Origin of the sequence: Psychrobacter pocilloporae (genome assembly GCF_029872915.1) — a bacterium.
Taxonomy (GTDB): Bacteria; Pseudomonadota; Gammaproteobacteria; order Pseudomonadales; family Moraxellaceae; genus Psychrobacter; species Psychrobacter pacificensis.
In genome coordinates, this window is sequence record NZ_PGFT01000001.1 from 825,784 (window position 1) to 842,566 (window position 16,783).

Genomic DNA, 16,783 nt, shown 5'->3' on the forward strand with positions numbered 1-16,783 from the left:
CATGGCTAGAAATGATAAAAATGATAAAAATGAACAGACTGACGGTCTAGTAGAACGCTTAGTTACCGTTGATCGCGTTGCAAAAGTTGTTAAAGGTGGTCGTATTTTCTCTTTCACTGCGTTGACTGTAGTGGGTGACGGTAATGGTCGTGTTGGTTTTGGTCGTGGTAAAGCGCGTGAAGTGCCTGCTGCTATCCAAAAAGCACTAGAAGCTGCCAAACGTAATATGATTACTGTTGAGCTAAATGATGCAACTTTGTATCATCCGATCAAAGCAAGTCATGGTGCTAGTAAAGTCTACATGCAACCTGCATCTGAAGGTACTGGCGTAATCGCTGGTGGTGCAATGCGTGCTGTATTAGAAGTTGCTGGTGTCAAAGATGTTTTGACTAAATGTTATGGTTCTACCAATACTGCTAACGTTGTTCGTGCAACGTTTAACGGTTTACGTGATATGTCAACTCCAGAGAAGATGGCAGCTAAACGTGGTAAATCTGTAGACGAAATCTTGGGTTAACTTAGACTAGGTGAGTTACGATGAAAAAAATGAAAGTCACTCAATTTAAATCGGGTGCCCATCGCCTAAAGAGCCACAAAGCGAGCTTGAAAGGATTGGGTTTACGCCGTATTGGTCATAGTGTGGTCGTTGAAGATACTCCTTCAACCCGTGGTATGGTTAATCGCGTTAACTACATGGTAAAAGTGGAGGAAGCGTAATGGGTCTTAGATTAAATGAATTATCACCAGGTGTTGGCGCAAAGAAAACTGCCCAACGTCGTGGTCGTGGTATCGGTTCAGGTCTTGGTAAGACTGGTGGTCGTGGTGTAAAAGGTCAGAAATCTCGTTCAGGTTCTAGCGTTCGCTCAGGATTTGAAGGTGGTCAAATGCCTTTATATCGTCGTCTACCAAAATTTGGTTTTACCAGTAAACTGGCTATGAAGACTGCTGAAGTACGTCTTTCTGAACTGAATAAAATTGAAGGCGATGTAGTTAGTCTTGAAACACTTAAAGCTGCTAACCTTATCCGTCACGATATGAAACGTGCTCGTGTAATGCTATCAGGTGAAGTCACTAAAGCTTATACTTTTAAAGGTATCAAAGTGACTAAAGGCGCCAAGCAAGCAATCGAAGCTGCTGGTGGTAGCATCGAGGAGTAGTAACGTGTCAAAACAATCAATGTCATCGACTGGTATACCGCTCAATCCATTTGCCTTTATACGTAAGTATGATGAATTATGGACGCGTTTATTATTCTTAATCGGCGCATTGATTGTTTATCGTTTAGGGTCACATATTCCAGTACCGGGTATCAATCCGGTTAACTTGGCTGATCTGTTTTCGCGCAACGAAAATACCATTTTGAGCATGTTTAACATGTTCTCAGGTGGTGCACTAGAACGTATGTCCATCATGGCACTTGGCATCATGCCATATATTTCAGCATCTATTATCGTTCAGATGATGTCGGCGGTATTGCCATCGCTTGAAGCCCTCAAAAAAGAAGGCGAAGCGGGACGACGTAAGCTAAACAAGTACACCCGTCAAGGGACACTTGGATTAGCACTAGTACAGTCATTAGGAATGTGTGCTGGCCTTATCAGTCAGAATCTTACCTTATCTACTGGTTTGACTTTTTATATTCCAGCGGTTACCTCATTGGTAGCTGGCGCTATGTTCCTAATGTGGCTTGGTGAGCAAATTACAGAACGCGGCGTGGGTAATGGTATCTCAATGCTCATCTTTGCGAGTATTGTGGCTGGTACGCCAGGTATGATTTCGCAGTCTATCGAACAGGTCAATCAAGGGCAGATGAACTTGATTGTACTTTTTATCTTTGTATTGCTAGGCATCGCGGTGACTGCCGGTATCGTTTATATTGAACGAGCGCAGCGCCGTGTCCCAGTAAACTATGCGCAGAAGCAACAACAAGGTCGCAAAATTTATGCTCAGCAGCAGTCGCATTTGCCGCTTAAGCTAAATATGGCAGGGGTTATTCCCGCTATTTTTGCCAGCTCGTTATTGTTGTTTCCAGCAAGTTTAGGACAATGGGTTGGTCAATCGGCTGATCCTACTTTTACACAAAAGATATTACAAAATATGGCATTGGTGTTGTCTCCAGGGCAGCCGCTGTATTTGGTTCTGTTTGGCGCAATGATTATTTTCTTCTGTTACTTTTACACGGCATTGGTATTTAGTCCGCGTGAAGTTGCTGAAAACCTTAAACGTAGTGGTGCGTATATCCCAGGTATTCGCCCCGGACAACAAACTCAGCGTTACCTTGATCATGTATTAAACCGACTGACCTTTATTGGCGCGATGTATATGACGGTTATTTGTTTAATGCCAATGGTCGTGCAGTCATCGTTTGGTGTGCCGTTTCAACTTGGTGGTACGTCATTACTGATTATGGTGGTTGTGGTAATGGACTTCATTTCGCAAATCCAAGCGCATTTGATGACCCATCAATATCATGATCAGACGTTAATTCAATCGCCCACTCAACCTTAAATGAGCGGTACGATATCTCAAAGGAGTATGCTATGAAAGTTCAAGCATCAGTTAAGAAGATTTGTGGTAGCTGTAAAGTTGTGCGCCGTAAAGGCCGTGTACATGTTATTTGTACCGCAGAACCTCGCCACAAGCAACGTCAAGGTTAATATTTGATAGCATAAGTTTTTTAACTTTTGTTACTAATTAAATTAATACTTGAAAAATAACGGCGGATGGGATATCATCCGCCACTTGCCGTGTTTATGCAGAATGTCTTATAATGTTTTCGATCAATAGGCTTTTAACTAAGTCAAAAGAACGACTATCGTTATAAAGAATCTAGTATTAACAGCAACAAATCTGAAGAATAATGCCTTATTGATAAATAACGCTTATTTTTCTTTAATGGAGAGAAATCAATGGCTCGTATTGCCGGCGTAAACATTCCGGATAATAAGCATGCTGTTATTTCACTAACTTATATCTTTGGTATCGGTCGTACCACTGCTCAGAAAATCTTAGAAGCAGTTGGCATTGCCCCTACTACTAAAGTTAGCCAGTTAGATGATACACAGTTAGATGCTATCCGTGCACAAGTTGCAAATTACATGACTGAAGGTGATCTTCGTCGTGAAGTGTCGATGAATATCAAGCGCTTGGTTGATCTTGGTTGTTACCGTGGCATCCGCCATCGCCGTAACCTGCCAGTTAGAGGTCAGAACACCAAGAACAACGCTCGTACTCGTAAGGGTCCGACACGCCCTCTCAAAAGATAATTAACTTAGGAAGCTAAAAGATGGCTAAAGACACTCGTAGTCGCAAAAAAGTGACTCGTCGTTCAGTATCGGAGGGCGTTGCCCATATCCATGCGTCTTTTAATAACACCATTGTTACGATTACCGATCGTCAAGGTAATGCACTGGCTTGGGCCACTTCAGGTGGACAAGGCTTCCGTGGTTCACGTAAATCTACACCATTTGCAGCTCAGGTTGCAGCTGAAGTCGCTGGTAAAGCGGCTCAAGAATACGGTGTTAAGAATATCGACGTTTTGGTCAAAGGACCAGGACCGGGTCGTGAGTCTGCGGTAAGAGCACTTGGTGCATTGGGTTATAAAGTTAACAGCATCTCTGATGTGACCCCAATCCCACACAATGGTTGCCGTGCGCCGAAAAAGCGCCGCGTCTAATATTAAAGACGAAGCTTTTTATCATAAGAGCTTATAGGAGACATAACAATGGCCCGTTATATTGGACCAAAACTCAAATTATCACGTCGTGAAGGTACAGACTTAGGCCTTAAGTCTGGTGTTAAACCATATGACGTAAAAACGAAAAAAGCGGCTCGTCCACCTGGTCAACATGGTGTTAGCCGTAATAAGAGCTCAGAATACTCTCTACAGTTACGCGAAAAACAAAAAGTTAAGCGTATCTACGGTGTATTAGAGCGCCAGTTTGCCAACTACTATAAAGAAGCTGCTCGTAAGCGTGGCGCTACTGGTGAAAACCTGCTAGCAATGCTTGAGAGTCGCCTTGATAACGTCGTTTATCGCATGGGCTTTGGCTCAACTCGTGCTGAAGCACGTCAGCTCGTTAGCCATCGCACTGTGATGGTAAAAAAAGCTGGCCGCGATGAGTTTGTTCGTGTGAACATTCCATCAATTCAGTTGCAAGATGGTGATGTCGTCGCTATCCGTGAGAAGTCTCGCGAACAACTACGTATTAAAAACGCTATTGAACTAGCGACACAACGTGGTATTCCAGAATGGCTAGATGTTGACCACAGCAAGCTACAGGGCACGTTTAAACAAGCGCCTGATCGCATTGATCTACCTGCTGAAATCAACGAAAGCTTGATCGTTGAGCTATACTCTAAGTAAGTAACGTACTGCTCGATGTTATAACAATAGCATTGAGCAATTGACGTTAATTAAACCAGTTTAATAAATCGAGGTGACATCATGATGCTAAGTGCAACTGAGTTTCTAACGCCGAACGCCATTAACGTGGATACGGTTAATGAAACGATTGCGAAAGTCACGCTCGAACCGTTAGAACGCGGCTTTGGGCATACCTTAGGTAATGCCTTACGTCGCATCTTGTTATCTTCATTACCTGGTGCTGCAGTCATTGAAGCTGAGATTGATGGTGTTGACCATGAATACTCAACGCTTGAAGGACTACAAGAAGACGTGCTTGACTTGCTTTTGAACTTAAAAGGCTTGGCAATCACCCTTCATGACCAAAATGAAGTATTCTTGACCTTGGATAAACAAGGTCCAGGCACTATTACTGCTGCAGACATCACGTTGCCGCATAATGTCGACATTATCAATCCAGAATTGGTATTGGGTACATTAAGCGACCGTGGTCATCTTAAGATGCGTTTGCGTGTGGTAATGGGTCGTGGATATGAGCCAGCAAACCAGCGCCGTGAAGATGGCGACACTAAAGCGATTGGACGCTTAAAGCTTGATGCAAGTTTTAGTCCAGTACTGCGTGTTGCTTATCAGGTTGAGAACGCACGTGTAGAACAACGTACTGATCTTGATCGTCTTATCATCGAGCTTGAAACTAATGGCACTATCGATCCAGAAGAAGCAATTCGTAAAGCAGCCACTATTTTACAACAACAGATTTCTATCTTTGTTGACCTAGAAGCTGAAGAAGCGCCTGAGCCTGTGAAAGAAAAAGAAGAGGTTGATCCGGTGCTATTACGCCCTGTGGACGATCTTGAACTAACGGTTCGCTCAGCCAACTGCTTGAAAGCTGAAAACATTTACTATATCGGTGATTTGGTACAGCGTTCAGAGACTGAACTACTAAAAACCCCAAATCTTGGTAAGAAATCATTGACCGAAATCAAAGACGTATTAGCGTCTAAAGATTTAGAGCTCGGTATGCGCCTAGACAATTGGCCACCAGCTGACCTTCGTGTCGATGATCGCTTTTCTTATCGTAGCCGTTAAACTTTAAGGATTTTTGACTATGCGCCATCGTAAGAGTGGAGTCAAGCTGGGTCGTACCGGCAGTCATCGTAAGGCAATGTTTCAGAACATGACCAACTCATTATTTGAGCATGAACTGATCAAAACAACTTTACCAAAAGCAAAAGAATTGCGCCGTGTTGCTGAGCCATTAATCACTTTGGCTAAAGAAGACAGCGTTGCTAATCGCCGTTTGGCATTTAGCCGCATGCGTAGCAAAACTATGGTAGGCAAACTATTTGGCACGTTAGGTCCTCGTTACCAAACTCGTCCAGGTGGTTATTTGCGTATCGTAAAATGCGGTTACCGTGATGGTGACAATGCGCCAATGGCTTATGTAGAATTGGTTGATCGTGACTAATTTTATACGCTCATTGTATAATAAAAAAAGCTCCAATAATTTGGAGCTTTTTTTATGCCTTTTATTCTTAAAATTTTTTTATGGTACGAGTGAGCTGACGTCAGCAGCACCTTGTCTGATGATTTCGGGCTGATTAGTGGTCATATCGACGATAGTAGTCAGTTTGGTGGTTTTGATACCAGCATTAATGAGACCATCTATTTGATTACCGAGTAACTCTTCAATCTCAAATGGATCATCCAATATCTCATCTCGATGCGGCAATATGAGTGAACTGGTCAATATAGGTTCATCCATCGCTGCTAGCAATGCTTGCGCAATAGGATTGCTTGGCACGCGAATACCAATGGTTTTTTTCTTAGGATGCGCCAACTTCTTAGGTACATCTTTGGTGGCGTTTAAGATAAAGGTAATCGGTGCCGGTGTATGGGCTTTTAGCTGTTTAAATTGCACATTGTCTACCGTGGCATAGTTGGCAATTTCACTTAAATCGCGACATAACAAGGTAAATTGATGCTTATCATCAAGCTCACGGATATGTTTTAATTTTTCTAGCGCGTCTTTAGCGCCTAAGCGGCAGCCAAACGCATAACTGGTATCGGTAGGATAGATAACTAATTGATCATTACGTAATAAATCCGCTGCTTGTTCGATAAGCCGCGGTTGTGGGTTGTCCGGATGAATGTAAAATACTTGCATGATTTTTCCTTATTTTTTAATTATTGGTTTTTAATTGAGACAATTTTTTCATTAATTAGATGTAGTTCAATCATTAGACATATTAAAAAAGTTATTTTAAAAATTAAGAAAATCTGTATTTTTAACATACTACTTTAGTTATCAGTATAGCTTAAAGCAAATATAAGTTTAGTGGCAAGGCGTTACCAACCGTAGAAAATCGTTAATAAGTAGGAACACTTAGTAATTTGAATTAAGCGTTGATTTCAGATGAAGGAGTACAAACGCTAATTAAAGCAGTCAGTAAAGTCTTAGCGTCACGCGGCAGAGTATAAGGTTTGGCTATATAGCTTTCTACTTGCTGATAGACATCATTAGCAAAGGTACTACTGCTAGTGTCGAAGTCGGCAAACAAGTTATCTTGTGAGACTTGGAAGTTTCGACCACACGCTAAGGTGAATAAACATTCTAATGCCTGTGGTTTGATCTCTACGCGCTCAAATGCTTGCTGCTGAGCTTCTGTCCTACCGTCTGGAGCATACCAGTAGCCAAAGTCAGGTAATTGTCTACGAGCGTCACCAGCCAGGCACCAATGACTCAGCTCGTGCAGGGCACTGGCAAAAAATCCATGAGCGAATTCAATTCTGGCAGGCTCATTGTCTTGAGCAGGGAAATACTCTGGCTCACCCTCACTACGAACCAATATCACTTGCTGGTTAGTAAATAAAGTATTAAATAGCTGTATGAGCCAATCAGTGGCTAATCGTTCGCTATCAATTATCAACCCTGCTGAGTAAGTATTGTCAGGCTGAGTAGTAGATAACTTTTGCCACTGACTTCTCCATTCTCTTAAATACTCATCTTCATCGAGGCACAGTCTATTGCTAAGAGCATTTTCAGTATGACGATCTAGTTGAGTAAGATATTGCAGCAACGAACTTGCTGTAGCAGGAGAAAGTAAATCAGAAAAATTAATTTTATTATCAGGTAGATTCATAGAGAAGACATTGACTTAATAAATATTAAAGACAAAAAATTTTAGGTAAAAAAGTAAGTAGTAAAAAAGCTTGAACATATTTGCTATCAAAAAATCTTAACATACTAGCGCTAGCAGAATATGGCACTTTCCGTTAGTATGGCAGGCAATATTATACACCGTTTTTATGAATGAGGCCGCGCATGTCAAGCACTCCAGAAACTAAACCGTCAGCACCTTACGCTGACAATAAAAAAGCGCCTGTATCTACTAGCATGCTTGAGCACATTTCTTTGGACAAATGGGCAGACACGGGTTTTGAGTGGTCAGGAGAAGTCGATCCAAACTCTTTTGAACGTCTTGCCACGACGTTGAGCGCCGAGCATGATCAGTCAAACACTCAGTTAAACGCTGAACTCTATCGCCGTAATAATGTTTTGCATTTGGCATTTACATTAAAAGGCGATATCTGGCTAACATGCCAACGCTGTTTACAACCAATTGCGATAGACTTATCTGATGATTATAATATTGCATTACTAGAGAATGATAGCCAAGTACGCTTGATTGATGAAGAGCAAGACTACTTGTTACTTGATGAAATCGTCACTGAGCAGTCTCCGGAGCGTCTACTACCATTTAAAAAACTGGTAGAAGATGAGATATTGCTCAAAACACCAATGGCGCCAAAGCATGATGATTGTGAGATGTCAGTTGAGCAGTTTGGCGAGATACCAGAAGAAGAAGAGAGTGAAAATCCATTCGCTGCTTTAGCCTCCTTAAAAGGTAAGCTATAAGAGCCAAATTTATTTATTCAAGTATTTGAGAAGCCTTTTATCTGCTTTGTACAGAAGAGTGCAAGGCAGGGCTTTATTAATCTAATAAACATGCGTATAATGTCCGGTTTATTGCATTCGAGCAACCTGTTGCGTGCTGATAGAAGCTGACTAGGCAAATTTTTCATAAATTTCAGACATAGTTAGCGCTTTATGTAAGTAACAATCTATTTAACTAATGATGCTTCAGACTTAGGTTGTTGTGATTATATAGCCTCTGTCAGTATCGACTAAAGCTGAATTTCAAGCTTATCCCTTTTAAGTATAGGAGCTATATCATGGCTGTTCAAAAAAGTCGTAAAAGCCGTTCTCGTCGTGACATGCGCCGTTCACATCACCGTATGGAAATTGCTGAACTAAGCGTAGATGCTACCACTGGTGAAAAACATCGTCGTCATCACATGACTAAAGATGGTTTCTACCGTGGTCGTCAGCTATTCAAAGTTAGTCAAGATGCCTAAGACATTGGCCCTATGATAGCTAGGTAAAATAGTGACGGTACTGGTGACTGTTGTTGTATTTACCTGGCTATCATTAGTCAATAAGCTTTGAGCTAAAAAAAGCCAAGTTATTTCGCTATCATATATTATGTGGCTGGATAACTTGGCTTTTTGTTATTTATGACTAAACTCATTGCTTAGATGACTTTTTATTTTTAGCAAATAGAAACGCGTACTCAATCGTTAGTGCTTTTGATTGGTACTGTATTTTCCTATCGTTGTTTGGTCTGCATCCGCTATGATAATAGTGTGTGTCAGTGTATAGTTTACTGACAATCCGTTTTCTTAGATAAATAATTGAACTAGCGGCTTTGTATCACATCTAATAATATAATACACCCCATTGTTTTAGGGATATTTCTAATCAGATAAGGGATATTGGTTATGGCTTCTGTACCCGATATGGTAAAAAAGCAACCCGCTCGTATCGCGGTCATTTTTCCTGGACAAGGATCTCAAGCAGTCGCGATGACGAGTGAGCTTGCTGAAATCTACCCAGAGATACGCGATACATTTACCGAAGCGAGTGAGGCGCTTGGTGAGGATTTGTGGGCAATCTGTCAGGATGAAGAAAAACTCAATCAAACCGAGTATACTCAGCCAGCGCTACTGACAGCTAGCATTGCCATTTGGCGTGTCTTACAACAAAAAATAGAAGAGACGCCTTGCTATTTAGCTGGTCACTCTCTGGGCGAGTACAGCGCCCTGTGTGCTGCCAATGTGATATCGCTTGGTGATGCCGTCACCCTAGTGCATAAGCGCGGTCAGTTGATGCAAGAGGCCGTTGTAGGTGTCGATACTGCTATGGCTGCCGTGTTAGGACTAGAAGACAACCGAGTCGAAAATCTGTGTGAGCAAGCAACAGAGCATGTCGAGGGTGCCATTGTTGGCGCTGCTAACTTCAACAGCCCAGGACAGGTAGTGATCTCGGGTAACGCTGCTGGCGTTAACGCTGTAATCGACAAAGTCAAAAATACGGGCAAAAAATCTGTGCCCTTAAAAGTGAGTGTGCCATCTCATTGTGCATTAATGGAGCCTGCAAGTAATGCCTTAGCTGAGATATTAGCAGGTATTCAATTTGATCAAGCGGCCATTCCTGTGATTCAAAATCGCTATGCGCGTGTTGAAACCAGTGCAGTAGGTATCAAACAAGCATTGACTGAACAGCTGAGTGAGCCAGTACTGTGGTCAAAAACCATGCAGGAACTGGCCGATAAGCAAATTAATCTATTAATCGAATGTGGCAGTGGCAACGTATTAAGCAATTTGGCTAAGCGTCAAGCGCAGCCAATCGCAAGCTATCCTACAGACAAGCCTGCCCGTCTAGAGAAATTATTAGAGGTGTTATCATGAGCCGTACGATTACATTAGTAACTGGCGCGAGTCGCGGTATCGGAAAGGCAGTCGCCAAACGCTTTGCTAAAGAAGGACATTTTGTCATTGGAACAGCAACCACTGAAAAAGGTGCTGAACTTATTGATGACTATCTTCATGATAGTGGTGGTATCGGTCGCGTCTTAGACGTACGTGATACTACTCAAATTGATAAATTGTTTGAAGAGATCGAAAGCGTCTATGGAGCGGTACAAGTATTGGTTAACAATGCAGGTATCACGCAAGACGGTCTGCTAATGCGTATGAAAGACGATGACTGGTCAAATGTCATCGATACGAATTTGACCTCAGTGTACCGCATGAGCAAACGCGCAGTACGCGGTATGATGAAAGCGCGCCGTGGTCGTATTATTAATATCACCTCTGTTGTTGCTCAAATGGGTAATGCAGGTCAATCTAACTATGCCGCGACTAAAGCTGGTGTAGAAGGTTTCAGTCGTACGCTTGCACGTGAAATCGGTTCACGCCAAGTGACTATCAATTGCGTGGCACCAGGTTTAATCGAGACTGATATGACAGATGAGCTCGACGAGCGCCTATTGAATTCTATGCTAGATGCCGTTCCTATCAGCCGTCTTGGTCAACCAGAAGACATCGCAGCAGCAGTACATTTCTTAGCCAGTGATGAAGCCAGCTATATCACCGGCGCGGTCATTCCGGTCAACGGTGGCATGTATATGTAGGCGTTACATAGTTATAATAAAAAACTGTGTGAACGAGTGTAAACTATAATAAAGGGTGCTATAATTACGAATACTTTTGAGTCAAAGCCCTGTATGATAACAGGGCTTTATTAGACAGACTGTGTAACAAGTCATAGAGTACTCAGACAGCAATGCTGATCTGGCAAATACATTTTATATATCATGCTATAGAGCTTAAATAAGGCGCTATAGCAGTTTATTAAAAATAATAGATGATAACGGAGTGATCTATATGAGTAATGATATCGAGCTAAGAGTAAAATCAGCAGTTGCTGAGCAACTAGGTATGAACGTTGAAGACATCAACAACGATGCTTCATTCATGGAAGACCTAGGTGCGGACTCATTGGACCTAGTCGAATTGGTCATGTCTTTTGAAAGTGATTTTGGTATCACTATTCCTGACGAAGATTCTGCAGAATTGACTACTGTTCAAAAAGCAATTGATTACGTACAAGCCCAGCTATAATTTGCCATTTGTTTAGCAAATTTTATAATGCCGCTTATCTTAATAGATAGGCGGTTTTTTTTATGAGGGTGATTTAATTGATCGGTTGCATTAACATAAGCTACGTCAATTAACATTACTCAACATACTCTTACTATTCACGTTTGGTTCGTTTGTCTATACTCATCATGGTAAGCAGTACAAAGCACGGTGATGTTCAATAACACACCACCGAAAATAAATATGAATAATAAATAACAATATTTCAAGGAGCAGTTATATGGGTATGTTCAGTTTTGCAAAAGATATTGGCGATAAAATTTTTAATCGTGATGATGAGAAACACGATGCCAAATCAGAGACTAAGGCAGATGCCAATACACCAGTACAAAGTAGCGAGCCTTCAGCTCAATCCGTTGCTAATATCTTGTTACGCCGTATACAACAACAGAATCTAAACATCAGTAATTTAAAAATCAAATATAACGGCTCTACAGATACAGCAGAAATCAGCGGTAACGCGAAAACTCAAGCTGATCGCGAAAAAGCAATTATTGCTATTGGTAACGTACAAAATGTTGCTAAGGTCATTGATAATATCGATATCGAAGAAGATGCACCTGAGTCAACGATGTATACGGTAAAATCTGGCGATAGCTTATCTAAGATTGCGAAAGATGTTTACGGTGAGTCTGGCGATTATATGAAGATATTTGAAGCCAATAAGCCAATGCTATCTGATCCAGATAAGATTTATCCAGGCCAAGTACTACGCATCCCCAAGCCATAATTCTCAGATTCTAAAAAGTATTTAATATGAAAAAGCCTCTTATCGTTAAGAGGCTTTTTTTATGAACATCTATCAAAGCAAATAATGACTTGCTCCGTTATGATATACATCAACTCGTTGGCTTACTACTAGCGTCTAGTTTTCTGCCCTGTTCAGCTATTGCCCATTCAATGTGTTCATCAAGCATGGCGTTATGTAGCGTCAACTTAGACTTCAACTGCTCAATGACGTGTGGACTAGCATTAGCGTTACCCAAACCAATAGCAACATTACGTAAAAAATTCACATAGCCTGTGCGTCTGAGCGGGCTTCCTTGTGTGTTGTTCAAAAAATCCGCTTCTTGCCATTGCCATAATTCAAGCAAACTGCTGTTATCGAGACCATGCCTTGGTGCGAAGTCCTCAACGGTAGTCAGATTGGCATAACGATTCCATGGACAGATCAGCTGACAGTCATCGCAGCCAAACACCCGATTACCAATCGCGCGTCGATACTTGGTATCAATAATACCATCGTGTTCAATCGTCAAATAAGAGATACAGGCAGAGGCATTGAGCTCATAAGGCGCTACAATCGCTTGGGTAGGGCATACATTAATGCAAGCGCTACAACTGCCACAATGCTCTTTAACAGGCTGGTCATCGGGCAGCTCTAAGCTTAAAAACAGCTCACCTAGCACAAAAAATGAGCCAGCTTGTTTGTTGATTAATAACGTATGCTTACCTGTCCAGCCCAGACCAACAGCATCGGCAATAGGCCGCTCAAAGATAGGCGCAGAATCACTAAAGGGTCTAAAAACAAACTCTTTATCTGAACCAATATCGAGATGTTGCCATTCAGGAAGCATGGCCTCGATATTCAGAGCCAATTGCTTTAAACGGCTACGCATTGTCTTATGATAATCACGACCTCTTGCATAACGCGCAATGATGCCTTGGTTGGGATGGTCGTTGTCTGTGACAGCACGCGGTGTTGGGGCTTTGGTTAGGTAGTCCATCCTTACACTAATAATGGTCTTTGCGCCATCCACTAACTGCTCGGGATGAGCGCGCAGATGATGGTTGTTGTGCATGAACTGCAATTGACCCTCATAGCCTTTATCCAGCCACTTCTGTAACTGTTCGATTTGCTTAGTAAACAGTGGATGATGGACAGATAAAAACCCACAGTCAGCAAATCCTAATGTTTGCGCTTGCACTTTGATCCATTGTTTAATATCTGCTGTTGTTGCAAAGACTGTTGAGTTACTAACGGCAATCTTGTTTTTATCGGTAGGCATATAGATAGAGGCTTATTGGCTGTCTGCTTGTTTGGGTTGATCAGATTATTCGCATCTCACAATCAGTAATCATATGAATAGTGTTTATGATAAGCCAGTGAGCGATAAGCGCAAGTAGAAAAGAAAATAAACTCACATTCATATTGATACATAAGTAGACATGAGCTTTTGCTAAGCTGATACCAAAGTTTAGAAACTAGACTTTCAACCCTATAAAAATATCAGAAAAACATGGCCGAGGATAATAAATGAAGAATTTTACCAATTTATCACCTATAAAAAATACAAAACCTATTGCGCTTTATAGTAGTGAGCAAATTTATACCATGGAGCAAGCGTGGTTTGCTCAAGGATATGATAGTTTTGGCTTAATGCAGCAAGCAGCTTGGCAAATGGCACAGCAGATAGAATTGCTTTATGAACAAAAATGTCTCAATGCTAATCATTCTGCTAATACCAACGTTTATCATCGTGCGGAGCGTTTGCGCCGAGTAAGTGTCTGGGTAGGCAAGGGTAATAATGGCGGGGACGGTTGGCTCATTGCTTATTACTTGCAGCAAGCAGGCTGGCAAGTAGAAGTGGTCACTGTCGGTTTTGATGTCAATGATTTTGATACTCGTACTCAGTCGGCCATCTCTAATAAGAAAGACCACAATAATGACCATATAACTGATGCTGACAAAGCGCGACAGATAGCAATATCTGCCCACTGTCATTATCAACGCTTCGAAGAGATTCATAGCAGTCACAATGAGTCAGAGAAAATGGCTTTATTAGCTGACATTTATATTGACGCACTGTTTGGGATTGGGCTAGATCGTGCGCCAGAAGGTGTCTATAAAGAGGCTATTAGCGCTTTTAATCGTACTACTCAGCAACAAAACGCACTAGCAGTCGCCGTCGATATTCCAAGTGGATTGGTGGCTTCTACTGGTGCGGTCTTTGATCGTATAGCAGTACAAGCTGATGTCACCTTATGTCTGATTGCGCGCAAATTTGGTTTGCACACCAAAGACGGTACGGATTATAGCGGAGACATAATCGATATACCGTTAATACCTTATCAAACAGCTAGACCTCACAAAATATCTGATAAAAATACCAAGCAAAATACTATTGAAGCATTTGAACCTGTTGCCATACTGCTGACGGCTGCACATAGTATGAAGCCGCGCCGCCAAAACAGTTACAAAGGTAGCTACGGTCATGCGCTAATCATTGGTGGAAATCGCGTTGATGGCTCTCAAGGGATGGGCGGTGCTGCGATACTGTCTGCCTCAAGCACCATGGCAACTGGCACTGGTAAAATAACTGTTGCCTGTCATGAGGCTTTTCATGGTGCATTATTAACTTCATTGCCTGATGCGATGACTATCAATCTGCACGATACAGATGGCGTAAAGGCACTTATCAAACAAGCCAGTGTTATCGCGATTGGTATGGGATTGGGCCGTGACGAAAAAGCAAAAATGTTATTTATCGACTATATACAGGCTGCCATAGCTCATGAAAAATCAATAGTGATCGATGCAGATGGACTTTACCATTTGGCATCGTTACAAGCGGACAATCACCAATTGGTGACAGCGCTGCGTGAATATAGCATGAGCCATCAGGTTTGCTTAACACCGCATAGCGGCGAAGCGGCTAGATTGCTCGATCAAAAAATAAGCGAGGTAGAAAGTGATAGATTGCGATCCATAAAACAATGCGCTGCAGTTTATGGTGGTGACTGGGTATTAAAGGGAGCAGGGTCGCTAGTTTTGGAGCAAAAATCAGGACCAGCGCGAGTATATGTCTGTGATGCGGGCAATGCTGGTATGGCAACTGCTGGCATGGGCGATATTCTATCTGGAGTGATTGCTGGATTATTAGCACAACAAGACTTAGCAGCAGAGTCGTACAGTTTATCTCAGGCAGCGCTTATTCATGGATTTTCAGGGGACACACTGGTTAATCAAGGTAATGAATATCATCGTGACAATAAGCTATTGATTGGACAACGAGGGCTACAAGCGCAAGATATGCCAGCAGCCATTCGCCATGTTATGCAGCTAGTGATGGTCGACTAACCCTCACTATTGGGTCGACTAGGTTGTAGAGCCGCTACAATACTGGTCGATCGCCTGTTGTACGCGTTCACGCTTTAGCTCAATCTCACGGCCATCTAAGTACTGACGCTTGCCATTTGCATCCATCTCATAGATACGTCCGCCAACGTTTAGATTCGTTAAATTGTTACGTAGCGATTGGCAGCGCTGGGCATTGGCTTGCGCTTCTTGCTCTTTGATACGTGCTTCAAGTGCGGCTACGCGCTGTTCTTCTGCCGTTTGAGTATTATTGCTTTGTCTGGGGTCTGTTTTGCCAGCCATTTGTCCGGCGTTGTTTTGTCTACCGTCGCTACGAAATTCAATCAACTCAACGTTTTTACCATTTTGCGGTGCGTGCTGGCTATATTTAACTTCGCCATATGCGCCAATGGATTTGTAAACTTGAATAGCCTGACTGGCATTCATGGATAGCATTAGCATACAGGTGGTACTCGTTAGCCATTTAGCAGCAGTCGCTATTTTAGACGCATATGCCATAGCAGCAATCCTTTTGTTTGATAAAAGCAAATTTGTATAAGGGTAAATATAACATTTGAGCACTTTATTGGCAGCACTAATGTATCGACTTCCAATTTTAGCAAATAATACTTATCAATGTGTATTATTTAATAACTAATAGTTTGGGATAGGCTTTAGAAGTTTTTCTTGACAATAGCGGGCAAACCATCGAATATAATAGAAGTTGATTGGTCAGTGAACGGCTTTTATGATATTGCCGTGGCACTTGAAAATGATCACTACGAGCTACTTATCGGTAGTTTATGCAGTGTTATTTTCTTTGTGATGATGATATAGCACACGTAGCATTGGCTACTCATAACTATACATTGTCTCCGGACTTATCTGTCTACAATGACTAAGATAAACTTATTATTTGAACTGTGCTAAATGTAATTCTGGCAATTGTGCAAAATACGATACAGTACTGGTTATAAAAAAGTACGCCAAAGCCTCTGTTATAAGTTTTAGTAACTTATGCATAGTATTTGGGTATAAATATCCTGTTATCTCTACGTCTTTGCACCCATGAATTTATTATCAGTACTTATTTATAGAAAGACTCAATAATAAGCTTCTTTCATAGGTGCGTCCGCATCTTGTCACTGTATATCGATAAACATCCATCACAAAACTGACCTTACATACATTGCTATGTTTGAGTAATTTGCTGTCTTAAAAAAACAACGTTACTTAAATATGATAAGCAAATATTCTTGATATGGACAAGGATT

General features: G+C 41.7%; 21 protein-coding genes. 17 read left to right on the top strand and 4 right to left on the bottom strand.

Annotated elements, in window-relative coordinates; genetic code table 11:
* Window position 1 precedes the first annotated feature (1 nt).
* The 10 genes from rpsE to rplQ all read left to right on the top strand — a co-directional run bounded on the left by rpsE (window position 2) and on the right by rplQ (window position 5,834).
* Entirely contained in the window at window positions 2-517 is a 516-nt protein-coding gene (rpsE, locus tag CUR83_RS03670) for a 30S ribosomal protein S5 (RefSeq protein ID WP_075106935.1), read from the top strand.
* A 20-nt stretch (window positions 518-537) separates the two neighbouring features.
* The gene (gene rpmD, locus CUR83_RS03675; protein WP_071003155.1) at window positions 538-717 is read left to right on the top strand and encodes a 50S ribosomal protein L30; all 180 of its coding nucleotides are present in this window, start codon (window positions 538-540) and stop codon (window positions 715-717) included.
* Window positions 717-1,157 (top strand): 50S ribosomal protein L15, encoded by a 441-nt coding sequence (gene rplO / locus CUR83_RS03680; protein WP_058025566.1) that lies wholly within the window; start codon window positions 717-719, stop codon window positions 1,155-1,157. The genes rpmD and rplO overlap by 1 nt, the downstream gene beginning before the upstream one ends.
* Before the next feature lie 19 nt (window positions 1,158-1,176).
* Window positions 1,177-2,508 carry a preprotein translocase subunit SecY gene (gene secY, locus CUR83_RS03685; RefSeq protein ID WP_180952577.1) on the top strand — a complete coding sequence of 444 codons (1,332 nt, stop codon included), beginning with the start codon at window positions 1,177-1,179 and terminating at the stop codon, window positions 2,506-2,508.
* Window positions 2,509-2,540: 32 nt separating this feature from the next.
* A complete protein-coding gene (gene rpmJ / locus CUR83_RS03690) occupies window positions 2,541-2,657 on the top strand; it encodes a 50S ribosomal protein L36 (RefSeq protein ID WP_011279805.1) in 117 nt (38 codons plus the stop codon).
* A gap of 252 nt (window positions 2,658-2,909) precedes the next feature.
* The gene (gene rpsM, locus CUR83_RS03695; protein ID WP_058025564.1) at window positions 2,910-3,266 is read left to right on the top strand and encodes a 30S ribosomal protein S13; all 357 of its coding nucleotides are present in this window, start codon (window positions 2,910-2,912) and stop codon (window positions 3,264-3,266) included.
* Window positions 3,267-3,286: 20 nt separating this feature from the next.
* Window positions 3,287-3,676: a 30S ribosomal protein S11 gene (gene rpsK, locus CUR83_RS03700; RefSeq protein WP_058368279.1), complete on the top strand. Its 390-nt coding sequence runs from the start codon at window positions 3,287-3,289 to the stop codon at window positions 3,674-3,676.
* Window positions 3,677-3,724: 48 nt separating this feature from the next.
* Window positions 3,725-4,366: a 30S ribosomal protein S4 gene (gene rpsD / locus CUR83_RS03705; RefSeq protein WP_068408447.1), complete on the top strand. Its 642-nt coding sequence runs from the start codon at window positions 3,725-3,727 to the stop codon at window positions 4,364-4,366.
* 81 nt (window positions 4,367-4,447) lie between these two features.
* The gene (locus tag CUR83_RS03710) at window positions 4,448-5,455 is read left to right on the top strand and encodes a DNA-directed RNA polymerase subunit alpha (protein WP_068408445.1); all 1,008 of its coding nucleotides are present in this window, start codon (window positions 4,448-4,450) and stop codon (window positions 5,453-5,455) included.
* A 19-nt stretch (window positions 5,456-5,474) separates the two neighbouring features.
* Window positions 5,475-5,834: a 50S ribosomal protein L17 gene (gene rplQ / locus CUR83_RS03715; RefSeq protein WP_068408443.1), complete on the top strand. Its 360-nt coding sequence runs from the start codon at window positions 5,475-5,477 to the stop codon at window positions 5,832-5,834.
* 78 nt (window positions 5,835-5,912) lie between these two features.
* On the opposite strand, the gene CUR83_RS03720 is transcribed toward rplQ, so the two are convergent.
* Both CUR83_RS03720 and CUR83_RS03725 read right to left on the bottom strand, forming a co-directional pair.
* Entirely contained in the window at window positions 5,913-6,533 is a 621-nt protein-coding gene (locus CUR83_RS03720) for an L-threonylcarbamoyladenylate synthase (protein WP_093069565.1), read from the bottom strand.
* 232 nt (window positions 6,534-6,765) lie between these two features.
* Window positions 6,766-7,509 (bottom strand): elongation factor P hydroxylase, encoded by a 744-nt coding sequence (locus CUR83_RS03725; protein ID WP_093069567.1) that lies wholly within the window; start codon window positions 7,507-7,509, stop codon window positions 6,766-6,768.
* Between the two features lie 182 nt (window positions 7,510-7,691).
* Here CUR83_RS03725 and CUR83_RS03730 point away from each other — a divergent pair, with 182 nt between their 5' ends.
* From CUR83_RS03730 to lysM, 6 genes are all read left to right on the top strand, one after another.
* Entirely contained in the window at window positions 7,692-8,285 is a 594-nt protein-coding gene (locus CUR83_RS03730) for a YceD family protein (protein WP_212563826.1), read from the top strand.
* Window positions 8,286-8,602: 317 nt separating this feature from the next.
* Window positions 8,603-8,785 carry a 50S ribosomal protein L32 gene (gene rpmF / locus CUR83_RS03735; RefSeq protein ID WP_057758809.1) on the top strand — a complete coding sequence of 61 codons (183 nt, stop codon included), beginning with the start codon at window positions 8,603-8,605 and terminating at the stop codon, window positions 8,783-8,785.
* A 423-nt stretch (window positions 8,786-9,208) separates the two neighbouring features.
* Entirely contained in the window at window positions 9,209-10,177 is a 969-nt protein-coding gene (fabD, locus tag CUR83_RS03740; protein ID WP_223334772.1) for an ACP S-malonyltransferase, read from the top strand.
* Window positions 10,174-10,902 carry a 3-oxoacyl-ACP reductase FabG gene (fabG, locus tag CUR83_RS03745; protein WP_058025367.1) on the top strand — a complete coding sequence of 243 codons (729 nt, stop codon included), beginning with the start codon at window positions 10,174-10,176 and terminating at the stop codon, window positions 10,900-10,902. Before fabD ends, fabG begins: the two co-directional genes overlap by 4 nt.
* A gap of 253 nt (window positions 10,903-11,155) precedes the next feature.
* Window positions 11,156-11,392: an acyl carrier protein gene (gene acpP, locus CUR83_RS03750; RefSeq protein WP_071003168.1), complete on the top strand. Its 237-nt coding sequence runs from the start codon at window positions 11,156-11,158 to the stop codon at window positions 11,390-11,392.
* Between the two features lie 259 nt (window positions 11,393-11,651).
* Complete coding sequence (gene lysM, locus CUR83_RS03755; protein WP_071003170.1) at window positions 11,652-12,161, top strand: peptidoglycan-binding protein LysM; 510 nt, start codon at window positions 11,652-11,654, stop codon at window positions 12,159-12,161.
* A 109-nt stretch (window positions 12,162-12,270) separates the two neighbouring features.
* Here lysM and queG read toward each other — a convergent pair whose 3' ends face one another.
* A complete protein-coding gene (gene queG / locus CUR83_RS03760; RefSeq protein WP_284719104.1) occupies window positions 12,271-13,440 on the bottom strand; it encodes a tRNA epoxyqueuosine(34) reductase QueG in 1,170 nt (389 codons plus the stop codon).
* A gap of 248 nt (window positions 13,441-13,688) precedes the next feature.
* Here queG and CUR83_RS03765 point away from each other — a divergent pair, with 248 nt between their 5' ends.
* Window positions 13,689-15,512: an NAD(P)H-hydrate dehydratase gene (locus tag CUR83_RS03765; protein WP_284719105.1), complete on the top strand. Its 1,824-nt coding sequence runs from the start codon at window positions 13,689-13,691 to the stop codon at window positions 15,510-15,512.
* Between the two features lie 18 nt (window positions 15,513-15,530).
* Here CUR83_RS03765 and CUR83_RS03770 read toward each other — a convergent pair whose 3' ends face one another.
* Window positions 15,531-16,028, bottom strand: coding sequence for a DUF4124 domain-containing protein (locus CUR83_RS03770; protein ID WP_240365363.1), 498 nt, complete (start codon window positions 16,026-16,028; stop codon window positions 15,531-15,533).
* Window positions 16,029-16,783: the final 755 nt, after the last annotated feature.